10 protein-coding genes are annotated in these 11,509 nt (G+C 33.3%); 2 read left to right on the top strand and 8 right to left on the bottom strand.

The window, feature by feature from the left end:
* Position 1: 1 nt before the first annotated feature.
* From JOC75_RS21145 to JOC75_RS21125, 5 genes are all read right to left on the bottom strand, one after another.
* Positions 2 to 622 (bottom strand): sugar transferase, encoded by a 621-nt coding sequence (locus JOC75_RS21145; RefSeq protein WP_204955965.1) that lies wholly within the window; start codon positions 620 to 622, stop codon positions 2 to 4.
* Positions 623 to 1,220: 598 nt separating this feature from the next.
* Entirely contained in the window at positions 1,221 to 2,114 is an 894-nt protein-coding gene (gene galU / locus JOC75_RS21140; protein WP_204955964.1) for a UTP--glucose-1-phosphate uridylyltransferase GalU, read from the bottom strand.
* A gap of 15 nt (positions 2,115 to 2,129) precedes the next feature.
* A complete protein-coding gene (locus JOC75_RS21135; RefSeq protein WP_204955963.1) occupies positions 2,130 to 3,950 on the bottom strand; it encodes a polysaccharide biosynthesis protein in 1,821 nt (606 codons plus the stop codon).
* Between the two features lie 616 nt (positions 3,951 to 4,566).
* On the bottom strand, positions 4,567 to 5,268 hold the full coding sequence (locus tag JOC75_RS21130; RefSeq protein ID WP_420828044.1) for a CpsD/CapB family tyrosine-protein kinase: 702 nt from the start codon (positions 5,266 to 5,268) through the stop codon (positions 4,567 to 4,569).
* Complete coding sequence (locus JOC75_RS21125) at positions 5,258 to 6,004, bottom strand: YveK family protein (protein WP_204955962.1); 747 nt, start codon at positions 6,002 to 6,004, stop codon at positions 5,258 to 5,260. The genes JOC75_RS21130 and JOC75_RS21125 overlap by 11 nt, the downstream gene beginning before the upstream one ends.
* A gap of 839 nt (positions 6,005 to 6,843) precedes the next feature.
* On the opposite strand from JOC75_RS21125, the gene JOC75_RS21120 reads away from it, so the two are divergent.
* Positions 6,844 to 7,278 carry a VanZ family protein gene (locus JOC75_RS21120; protein ID WP_204955961.1) on the top strand — a complete coding sequence of 145 codons (435 nt, stop codon included), beginning with the start codon at positions 6,844 to 6,846 and terminating at the stop codon, positions 7,276 to 7,278.
* Between the two features lie 132 nt (positions 7,279 to 7,410).
* Here JOC75_RS21120 and JOC75_RS21115 read toward each other — a convergent pair whose 3' ends face one another.
* Both JOC75_RS21115 and JOC75_RS21110 read right to left on the bottom strand, forming a co-directional pair.
* Positions 7,411 to 7,623 (bottom strand): hypothetical protein, encoded by a 213-nt coding sequence (locus tag JOC75_RS21115; RefSeq protein ID WP_204955960.1) that lies wholly within the window; start codon positions 7,621 to 7,623, stop codon positions 7,411 to 7,413.
* A 511-nt stretch (positions 7,624 to 8,134) separates the two neighbouring features.
* A complete protein-coding gene (locus JOC75_RS21110; protein WP_204955959.1) occupies positions 8,135 to 8,302 on the bottom strand; it encodes a LytR family transcriptional regulator in 168 nt (55 codons plus the stop codon).
* Between the two features lie 365 nt (positions 8,303 to 8,667).
* Between JOC75_RS21110 and JOC75_RS21105 the strand changes: the two genes are divergently transcribed.
* Positions 8,668 to 9,318 carry a hypothetical protein gene (locus JOC75_RS21105; RefSeq protein ID WP_204955958.1) on the top strand — a complete coding sequence of 217 codons (651 nt, stop codon included), beginning with the start codon at positions 8,668 to 8,670 and terminating at the stop codon, positions 9,316 to 9,318.
* A gap of 1,028 nt (positions 9,319 to 10,346) precedes the next feature.
* On the opposite strand, the gene JOC75_RS21100 is transcribed toward JOC75_RS21105, so the two are convergent.
* On the bottom strand, positions 10,347 to 10,889 hold the full coding sequence (locus tag JOC75_RS21100; protein ID WP_204955957.1) for a transposase: 543 nt from the start codon (positions 10,887 to 10,889) through the stop codon (positions 10,347 to 10,349).
* Positions 10,890 to 11,509: the final 620 nt, after the last annotated feature.

Below are 11,509 nucleotides of genomic sequence, written 5' to 3'. Positions count from 1 at the left end.
TTCAATTCTCCTTAGTATTTGGGATTTCTGCCTTTGAGGTTGTATCACCTTCTACAACACCTTTACTCATAACAACACTCCAGATAGTTCCTAAGAAGCACTTAATATCCATACGTAAACCAATATTCTTGACATAATAACCATCGAGCTCTGCTTTAACCTCAATAGTTAGTTCATCTCTACCATTAATTTGTGCCCAACCAGTCAATCCCGGTCGTATGTCATTAGCTCCGTATTTATCACGTTCAGAGATTAAATCATACTGATTCCATAATGCTGGTCTTGGTCCAATTATACTCATTTTCCCAACGAGTATGTTCCAAATTTGCGGCAGTTCATCTAACGAAGTTTTTCTTAGAAACTTTCCTATTTTAGTAATATATTTATCTGGATTATCTAAGAGATGCGTTGGTGTATCCTTTGGAGTATCTATTCTCATTGTACGAAACTTCAAGATATTAAAGTATGTTTTATTAACTCCAACACGCTTTTGTCTAAATAGCACTGGACCTTTCGAACCTAGCTTAATTCCTAAAATAATTATTACAAAAAAAGGAGAAAGAATAATTAATCCTATTAAAGAAAAAAGAATATCTATTAACCTTTTGATTTTCATATACATTCATTCCACAATCCAATCATTAATTTTTTATAAACCAGTTAAAGCATTAACTTTCTTAAACAAACTATAAAATCAGATTCTACCCTTATAGCGAGCTAACATAGGTGATGTAGGGCGAATTTTAGATGGCAATTGCTTATGGTTACTTGAATCTAATATATACGAGAGTAACTATCCAATCTATATTCATCTAATAAACTATACTTAGTGCAAATAATTTTTATTTATTATTTATATTATTTTTTAGTCTACTAGTACTTACTTGGAATTAAAATCATACTTATCCAACTAACTACTAATCCACTAAACTTAACAATTCACTACGAACCTTAAGAATCTCTATCACTAAGCAACTCATAATTATAAATAGTGATTTTTCCATCAACGACTATTCATTCCTAAGAAAAATTCTGTAAGGCATCTAGAAAAAAGGAATAACCTTTTTTCTAAATGCTATAATTACACCAATATACTTTTGGATATTTAACTTAATTCCCATCATGTAAAACAAATTATTAGAATTAATCAATTCATCCTCAGCTTTATACCGAATATGCGAACCCTAAATGGTTAAATTTTATTAATGATACTCTTTCAACTACTGAACAGCGTCCCCTTTTTTAATAACGTTTTTTAGATATTCAAAAAGTTCAACCTTTAAATCTTCCCTCTCCAAAGCAAACTCCACTGTAGCCTTAATAAAGCCAAATTTATCCCCTACGTCATACCTTTGACCATCAAACTGACAAGCAACCACTCTTAGCTTCTCATTCATAGACTTTATTGCGTCGGTTAGTTGAATCTCTCCGCCAGCCCCTGGAACTTGATCAATAAGAATGTTAAAAATCTCAGGACGTAAAATATAACGTCCCATTATTGCATAATTAGAAGGAGCTTCACTTATATTTGGTTTCTCAATTAGATCCTCTATTTGAAATATATTTTTTTCAATCTCACCATTGCTAATTGAAATAACACCATACTTAGATACTTCGTGATCTGGAACTTGTTGAACACCAATAACAGAAGAATTATACCGCTCATAAACATCAATTAACTGTTTCAAACAAGGCTCATTTGGCGAATGAACAATATCATCTCCCAACAGAACTGCAAATGGCTCTTCACCAATAAATCGACTTGCACATGCAATCGCATGACCTAATCCTAAGGGCTCCTTTTGTCGAATATAATGAATGTTCGCTAACTTTGAAATTGTCTGTATCTCTTCGAGTTGCTCTAACTTCCCTTTCTTAGCAAGCGTTTCTTCTAATTCATATGATTTGTCAAAATGATCTTCTATTGCTCTTTTGCCTCTACCAGTCACAATAATAATATCTTCAATGCCTGATGCAACAGCTTCTTCTATAATATACTGTATCGTTGGCTTATCTACTATTGGTAACATTTCCTTAGGCTGTGCTTTTGTAGCTGGTAAAAACCTTGTTCCTAGCCCAGCTGCAGGGATAATCGCTTTTCTTACCTTTTGCATGCCCTCACCTCAAGGTTAATTAATATTTTTTACTAATAGTTCTTCTTTCTTATTCGCTAATCCAAGCACATATTCTCTTATATAACCATTATCATATGTGTCATGATTTTCAATTAATTCACTAACTTTTCCATATTCAAACTCAACTGTTTTCCCAATAAAGATCTTTGGAAACACTTCTTCACTGTGAACCTCATTCTCACCAAGAAGTTCTTCATACATCTTCTCACCAGGGCGAATTCCGGCATATTTAATACCGATTTCATCCTCTGTATAACCAGATAAGCGAATAAGATTTTTCGCTAAATCAACAATCTTAACCGGCTCACCCATATCCAAAACAAAGATCTCTCCTCCACGTGCAAGTGCTCCTGCCTGCATCACAAGTCTTGAAGCCTCTGGAATCGTCATAAAATACCTTGTCATATCAGGGTGTGTAACCGTTATAGGTCCCCCAGCTTGAATTTGTTTCTTAAATAGCGGAATAACACTCCCACGACTACCTAAAACATTTCCAAATCGAACGGCAACAAATCTAGTAGAACTTGATTTATCTAGCTGTTGGATTACCATCTCAGCAATACGCTTTGTTGAACCCATTACATTTGTTGGGTTTACAGCTTTATCAGAAGAAACAAGTACAAATGTACCAACACCAAATGTATCTGCTGCTTCTGCCACATTTCTTGTACCAAGTACGTTATTCTTTACAGCTTCTTTTGGGTTATATTCCATCAATGGCACATGCTTATGTGCTGCAGCATGATACACAACATCAGGCTTATGCTCGTCCATCACATCGAAAATTCGATGACGATCCTGAATATCAGCAATTACAGGGATGATTTCTATTTCTTCCTGATATCGATTTCTGATTTCCATATCAATCGCATATATTGAGTTTTCACCATGACCTAATAATAAAAGCTTCTTCGGTTTAAATTTGCAAATCTGCCTACAAATCTCTGAACCTATCGATCCACCAGCACCTGTTACTAAAATGGTTTTTCCTGTTACTTTTTTAGCAATGCTTTCTAAATCTAATTCAACAGGATCTCGTCCCAATAAATCTTCAACCTGTACATCACGGAATTGATTAACAGCAACCTTGCCTGTTACAATATCCTCTATCATTGGCATAATCTTTGTTTTTGCTTTTGTTTTACTACATTGCTGATAAATCTTCTGAATTTCTGATTTACTTAAAGATGGAATTGCAATGATAATATGGTCAATCTGTTTACTTTCCACTATTTCTGGAATATCTTCTGTTTTACCAAGCACAGTTACTCCATATATTTGTAGCTTTCGTTTAGCTTCATCATCATCAACAAATGCCACTGGAGTTAAGCCGCTATCGTTATTTTTTAATAATTGACGAACAAGCATTGTTCCAGCTGAGCCTGCACCAATAATAAGTGCACTTTTTGTTTCCACTTGTGATTTTATAAAGCGATCTCGTACAATTCTCCACGAAAAACGCGATCCACCTATAAGGCACATATGTAATAACCATGTGATAAACAACACACGTACATAGATATGGCCGTTAACCACTAACTGAACAGCTGCAGTTAAAGCTATAGAGTAAGTAATAGCCTTAACAATTGCCACTAATTCTCCAACACTCGCATACTCCCATGCTTTATGATACAAACGATATATTGACGCAAATACATGATGACTGATCAGCAGAGTAATCGAGCTAATCGTTAGCAGTGATAGGGAGTAATAACTCACATAAGGGTTTAAAATAAAATAACCTATATAAATTGAGAATAAGACAATAAGTGAATCCAGCCCTACGAGTAGTGACACCCTCTTTGAATAACTCATTATAATCCCTTCTTTTCAAGTTAATTTTTATTACAAAATAAATATCTAATGAAAAAACACTTTATACTGTGTTCATTTATTAGATATCTATTCTTCTTGCTATATCTCCCAATCTTTCCTCTATTACTTTGATGTTAAGAATTTTTGTTGTATGTCTAATTTTTTCTAATGGTGCATCTTGATAAATGTATGCACAGTTTTCTATTGTTTTTGGATATCCCCTGTAAAAAATTCCTTAGAAGAAAGAATGAAACTGACTACATATACAATATACATATGTGTGTTTTCCTAAGTGATAATTGTAATGTATGTTGTAATCTTAATCTTGAGGTAACGGCAAATTTTAGTTACTCTCTATGATGATATAAAGTTAAAAATTATTAACTTACCGTGTTTTGGTTGAAGTGAAATTAGAGTTGTTTATTACCCAAAGAAGCTTTTACATGACACTACTGAAATAATCCTCACAAAAAATAATCCTAAATAGAACAAAATACCCACCCTATATCGGGTTTAATCTACTAATCTTCATTGCTATATACCTATAACAACTTGTGTACTTTAGCGTATCATAGTAGAAAACCAATGAAAAGGGGAGTATTTTGTCGAAATATAGTTATTTTTCTCCGTAGTAGTAATAATGTTGACTATCTTGTACTTTTTTGTTATTTAATACTACCCCCATAATTTTAGCCTTAGCACTTTCGAGAAGTTCTTTTGCCTTTTTAGCAGAATCTACTTCTGTTTTTCCACTACTAACAACAAGAACAACACCATCTGCTACATTTGATAAAATTTGTGCGTCTGTTACCGCTAATACTGGAGGTGTATCAAGAATAACGATGTCATATTCATCTTTTGCTTGTTCTAATAATGCGATCATTCCCTTTGAGCCTAGTAACTCAGAAGGATTTGGTGGAATTGGTCCACTTGATAATACCCAAAGATTATCTTGTGATGTCACATTTACTGCTTCTCCAAGTGTTGCCTGTCTTGTTAAAACATTAGATAACCCTTTATGATTTTCAATACGAAACGTATAGTGAACAGTTGGTTTACGCATATCCGCATCCATTAGTAAAACTCGTTTCCCTTGTTGAGCAAAAACTACAGCTAGATTAGCTGTTGTAGTTGATTTCCCTTCACCAGGACCTGAAGAGGTAACTATTATTGTTTGTAGTTCCTTGTCAATACTGGAAAATTGAATATTAGTACGTATTGTACGGAACTGTTCTGCAATTGGTGATTTTGGGGTTGTCATTGATATTAGACTTCTATTTTGTAACTGGAAAATTTGTTTACGATCTTTACGAGCCAACTGACTCACCTCGCGTTCTAGTAAATGCAGGATTATTGCCCTGCTCTTTGACTTCACTATCCATATCAATCGTTGTAATTGCGCCTAATACTGGAAGACCAAGATGATTTTCAATATCTTGTTCAAGTTTAATTGTGTTATCTAAATACTCAAGTAAAAAAGCTAATCCAGCACCTAACATCACCCCTACGATTAATGCAATTGCCATATTTAATAAAGGTTGGGGCTTTATTGGTGAGGGATTCTCTCCTACCTGGGCTTGGGTTAGAATACTTACGTTATCGACATTCATAATTGTCGAGATTTCTTCTTTAAAGGTTGATGCAATTGAATTGGCAATTGCGGCTGCTTTTTGTGGGTCTTCATTTTGAACTGTAATGTTTACTACCTGTGAATTTTGCTCGCTACCCACGGTAACTAATTCATTTAAGACTCCTGCTGTAATTTCTAGATTTTCTTTCTCAATTACTTTATCTAGGATTGCAGGGCTCTTTATAATAACATTATATGTGTTGATTAATTGAAGATTGGTTTGAACTTCACCAACGTTTAGTGCTTGCTGATCACTTTTTGATTGATTGACTAGAATTTGTGTTGATGACTGGTATATAGGAGTTAGGACAAAATAACTAACAATTCCACTTGTTGCTGTTGCAATAGCTGTAATAATAATGATGAGTGAGAGACGTTTCTTTAATGTACGAAACAGCTCTTTCAAGCTGATAGTTTCTTCCATGGTAACCTCCAAGATTTATAATCTATTTAAAAATAACAACTAAACTAGTATAATGAATTTTCATCTTAATATCTACAACATATTCTACATTTTCTTACAAATATGGTGAAAATTCAACTTTTCCCTTCCTTACTGGACTTATCTTATCATCTTTCTGCCATTAATTTAACAGTTATTTTTGGGTAATTTGTACCAAAACATATAAATGTTTCTTAATTATTTGGTTCAAACGTGAAAATTAGTCTTTTATAATCAGACTTAGTTTTGTTCTTGTAATTTCTTCTGCCTAATTTCCAATTGATGCCACCTACTTTAATTTACATTGCCGAATTTTACTTACTTCCACATATTCTATATCGATTAATTATACAATTAACAATATTGTCATTTTTTGATATTAAATCATTTTTATAATTTCAGAAGTATACCTGTCAAAGCTTAACCTAAAGAAAAACATTTTTTTCACAAAATGATAACAACTCGATATATAGTTTAAAATACATAAAATTTAAAATGTTTCATTGGGTTTGTGATTTTAGGTTACTCTACATGTAATTTCTTGAAGAATGTTATGTAATCTAACCGTCGTTTTTTATTGAGAATACATCGTGTGATCATTTATACTTATTATTAGAGGAGGAAGAAATAGCGAATGGATATTTTCCTCTCATTAATTTCCACCGAAGTTTTTACACCATTAGATAAATAGGGACTAAACTCTTTAAGTGGGCAGTAAGGTATTAAAAAAGTGTTTAAATTGAAACTAACACATTTGAATGGACATTTTCGGGGTTAAAAGACCGATGTTATGACCATCATCAAGATGAGGTGATAACATAATGAAAGTCTGGATCTTTTGGGTTTTTCTTTCTTTTTTATTTTTAGCTACTTGTACTGAGAGTTTGTCGTTACTTATATTACAACAGAAAGTGACGTTTAATTTCACTATAAATCCTCCTGTATGGGATTTCTTTCGTAATGATCTTACATTAGAAGATCCTACATATGTTATTCAAAAAATAGGTCATATCTTTAGCTTTTTCATCTTTGGAGTTTTGATCTATTGGGTATGGCGAAGTATTCAGGTGGTTTTATCCATCTCATTTACTGTTGCTTTATCAACTGAAGTTGCTCAATTGTTTTTTTCAAGGAGCGGCCGACTACTTGATGTTATTTATGATCTGAGCGGTATCTTTTTGTTTTTACTGTTTTTCGAGTGTTTTCATGTTATTAAAATTTTATTAAGAAGTAATCAAACTGTGAACAGACGGTGAATGTATCCGTCTGTTTTTTTATTTTAAACTAAATCAGTATCTTTACTAAAGGTATTGCCTTATTGTTCTTCCATAAGTCTAGAAAGTTTCCTTCTTAGCATACTGAACCTAGTAGTACTCTTCTACAATGTCCTATTTTAAGTAGATATGTAAGTCCATACCGTTCACATGGGTTGTCCAGACTTTTTTTTCAAGCTTTTTAGGCTCCTTGAATTTATCGATAAAGATTAAGTCTGTATGTAGGAGAGCTGTTAATTGAGTTAAATTAAGGGTTTTCTTTTCAGTTTCTACCTCATGATGGAAAATAACGCTTATTCTTCCTGATTGTGATCCTGTTGCTGCCAAATTTATTCACCTCTACTTTTTATCTTATCGTTTGCTTATTATTGTTTTTTTAAACATCTAGAGGAATTTGTATATATTTCACTGAATACATCTATAACTTTGGAGTACCTAATCAATTTCTAACTTTAGCAATTTGAATAAATAATGGTGTGGTGAACAATGAAACAGGAATCATTTGGGTGAAGGCTATTTTTTGAAGTTTAGAGCATTTTAATAGACAATGCTTTAATTACTAAGAAGCTGACTCAGAAGACCTTTAACCCACGGCTCTTCTGAGTCAGCTTTTCTTATTTTTTCTATTGGTCAGTCTGTTTGCGCAAACTTAAATTCTGCGTACTGATTCGCATCCCTTTTCCAATAACCTACAAACACTACAAAATTGGTCAGTAGATATCTCAAAGCTTTATATAATAACTGCTAAATGAGCTCTAGAAGGAATAAATGACTTTGAAACATTACCCACATAAGTATACGAGTGGTTGTTCAGATAGGGTAGGGTGACAAAGACACATCAACCACGATTACCCTTATTTTCTTTAATCAACTCGTCCCTCTTTTTCTCTATATAAGAATTAATCGTTTTCTCTAACATCTCTAACGTTTCTATAGACTTTACATCTTGCTTAATATATCTAAGAGTCTTTTTTATTGACCTTGGTAGCTTATCAAACGAATTCATCTTAACACCTCACAAAAATTCTACTATAAATTAAAATAAAAAAATAGGAAAGAAACAATATCCAACATGATTCAAATTATATGTTAATTGTGGTTATTTGTTTATTTTCTTAAGGAATAATTTGTTATTAGTTGTATTGGTATAAGCCATTATATGTTACTGAAATCTGAAACAGCAGGTCTGATCTATACAAATAATTTAGTTTCTATTATTCTGGAACAAACTAAACTATTTCAAAGAATGTCTCAAAAATATAATTAAACGTCCTTACAAGTACCATCTTCTTTTATAACGATCATTGGTCAGAAACAAATAATTTCTGTATACTTCTCTGTGAACATAAATTTATGAAGAGGTGTGTAAATATGATACTAACTAGAAAAGCCTTCATACAAAGAACTGGAGCCATTTTAATAGCTTGTATGATTGGAACAACACTACTTGCGTGTTCTAATGGAACTCTAAACGAAGATGATACTAATTCAGTACAAACTGATTCAAATTCTGCTGCAGAAGAGCCTTCACAAGAGGAAACAAAAGTAGACAAAGAAGTTAAACAGGAAGAAATTCTTCTTACTCATGATGAATTTATTAAACAATGGAATAAAACTGTTGAAGAAAATGGGTTAGTAGATTACCAATTAAACACCGAATTTGAAACACTTAGTAGTGGTGATGGAGAGATAGTTGAGATGGGCTTAATCTCTATCGGAGATTCTTATCAAGTTGTGTTGAATCCAAATGATAAAGTAATACAAAAGGTATCTTTAAATCTATCATACCCTGTAGAAGAGGATCCTGATAGTAAACACATTCATGACGTAACGAAGATCTTAATGAAAGTATTGCAACCAACATTGACTGAAGAGGCTCTAAATTCCAACTTAAATGAACTAGGTGTTAGCACAAATGACTATTCTAGTGAAGAAGTCACAGTAGTCGAAGGTGAAGTTACTTACAAAATCTCTAATCAAGATGATCGTTTTTGGTTAGATGCTGTTATAGATCATAGTTAAAATAAGATTAGAATCTTTAATAAATATAGAGTCTTACCATAGTGTGAGACAAAGCAAAACACCTCCCGGTCCGAATTAATAAATACGGCACTAGCGGAGGTGTTTTTCTTATCCTTTCAAAGAGTGTTAACCTGCTGATTTTTAAATGAAAGCTATTAAGCAATGAAGTGTTAGGAATATTCGCAATGGATACTACCATTCTAACCATACTTTATTGTCTATCCATATAATATTCTTCATATGAAAAATGGAATTGGAGAAATAAATAGATGGGCAACTATAATTTAGTAGGGTCTTAATATCATAGTGAAAATATCCGACAATTTTCTAAATCACTAAAGTTTTGTGAAAGCGAATTTGTTTTTTATAAGAAACTCGTAGCACTCGTTCCTTTAATCGGATACTATTACCTCTAAAGATAAATGACATTTTCCTCTTTATCCACTCCATTAGAGCACGTAAAAAAGAAGTACATCCTTCTAGTTAAATAGAATGCACTTCTTTTGTGAAGTTTAACGTAGATTGTCGTTATTAATATCTGCAGTTTATCTGAGAAGGAAAATCTGTAGACAAATTTGCGAGGATAATTACAAGTCAATTTGATATTTCACTTACGCAATTTCCCGATCATTGCGAACAGTCTTTTCCTAAGTATGTTCATGATCAGCTACAAGTGAGCCCTATTCGCTGATGATTCCTTGGTGGCTCTTTTCATTTTCGGCACGCACGCATGAGCGACAATTTTTTTTGAAAACTTGTTTGTTGCTGCTTCATTGATGAGATATCTTGCTTCATTGATGTTTGTTCTAGCTTCATTAACGTCTGTTCTACTCTCATAGCTACTTGATCTTCATGAATCTTCCCACCTTTTGGATCAGAGTTGGTAGCATTTCTTCAATACGGTTTAGTTTTTCCTCCACTGCTTTCACCTCCTTCAACATTATTTTATAGGTTTCTCCTGGGCATACCTAATGGAAATCTCTTGTCTGTCCCTCAGCGCTTTAACGTAATGAGGGACAGACAAACATTCAATCCTTCACCTCATCAATCGTGTACTTTTTAAAATTTTCTATTTGTGGGGGCATAAAATAAAAGAGTGTTTTGTTTTTTGAGATGAGTTCGTTTGCTGTTTTTGTGATGTAGGAGTTGTAACTGCTCCATTTGTAATTCTCGGGGCTTTTAGTGATATTTGCTTCTACTGGATTAAGGTGAATATAACGTGTGGTATTTAAGAATTTTACAGCACTTTCTATAAGGGTTGATCCATATCTGCCCTGGAACACATGTCCATCTAATTTGTACTTTTTATTAAAGTATATGGCATAACGGAAGTTTATATTTTTCATGATTATTCCGATGTGATGCTGATCTGTTTCGATGAGTAAGTGAGTGTGGTTTGTCATGAGGCAATAAGAGTGGAGAGTATAAGGATATAGCTTGCGGGTTTCTAGTAGGAGACTGAAATACTTTTGCCGATCTGCGTCATCTAGGAATAGGTCACCTCTTCGATTTCCTCTTGAGAATGTATGATACATAGCACCTTCATACCAAGGTCTGTGTTGTCTGGACATTAAGACACACCTTTCAATTATATTTTAGTCAGTTATTTTGTTTCGACATAGTTAGAGGAATTCCTGCTTTTTTGAGAGTATTTTGTGGGCATTGCTTGTGTGGGGGACTGTCCCTCAGTCTGGTAAAGAGTTAAAGGCTAGTGAAGTATATATTTGTCGAATTCTGAAGAATCGCCGATAAATATCCGGAATCGCTGATAAATTTTTATGCGCATAAATTTTTGCTCAGATATAAGCTTTAAAAGAGGATTTTTCAATCAAATTAGTGCTGTTTAAAAGCAGCATTTTATAAAAACATTAAAAACTGCCTAAAATGTGAACTAAATTGATCAGAAAGAGGCAAATCAAGGTGATTTCTTTGCCCCAAGTGACTAATGTGCAATGAGAGCAAGCAAGGTTACGGACATATCCTTAATCTAAAGAAAGATCTAAAAGATTGTAAGATTTTCATTGTAATTAGCTTTTTCTCCAATACTTTAAAGTACCGAGGGACTGACCCCCACCCCAAAAAAACTGAGCGCCAAATAAAGTGTACCCTTTGTAAAGGACATTTTAAAAAAGACTAGGCTGCATTCAGAAGATGATCTCTGTATTGAACAGGGGTCATCTTTTTTAGATTC

The sequence above is a fragment of the Metabacillus crassostreae genome (assembly GCF_016908395.1).
GTDB classification, from domain to species: Bacteria; Bacillota; Bacilli; order Bacillales; family Bacillaceae; genus Metabacillus; species Metabacillus crassostreae.
The sequence above is the reverse complement of the archived record's forward strand: the minus strand, read 5'-3'. Positions and strand labels throughout refer to the sequence as shown.

Bases quoted from the DNA above. Each gene is read 5' to 3' on its own strand.
- JOC75_RS21145 (WP_204955965.1), bottom strand. From the start codon at position 622: ATGTATATGAAAATCAAAAGGTTAATAGATATTCTTTTTTCTTTAATA.
- galU (WP_204955964.1), bottom strand. From the start codon at position 2,114: ATGCAAAAGGTAAGAAAAGCGATTATCCCTGCAGCTGGGCTAGGAACA.
- JOC75_RS21135 (WP_204955963.1), bottom strand. From the start codon at position 3,950: ATGAGTTATTCAAAGAGGGTGTCACTACTCGTAGGGCTGGATTCACTT.
- JOC75_RS21125 (WP_204955962.1), bottom strand. From the start codon at position 6,004: ATGGAAGAAACTATCAGCTTGAAAGAGCTGTTTCGTACATTAAAGAAA.
- JOC75_RS21120 (WP_204955961.1), top strand. From the start codon at position 6,844: ATGAAAGTCTGGATCTTTTGGGTTTTTCTTTCTTTTTTATTTTTAGCT.
- JOC75_RS21110 (WP_204955959.1), bottom strand. From the start codon at position 8,302: ATGAATTCGTTTGATAAGCTACCAAGGTCAATAAAAAAGACTCTTAGA.
- JOC75_RS21105 (WP_204955958.1), top strand. From the start codon at position 8,668: ATGATACTAACTAGAAAAGCCTTCATACAAAGAACTGGAGCCATTTTA.
- JOC75_RS21100 (WP_204955957.1), bottom strand. From the start codon at position 10,889: ATGTCCAGACAACACAGACCTTGGTATGAAGGTGCTATGTATCATACA.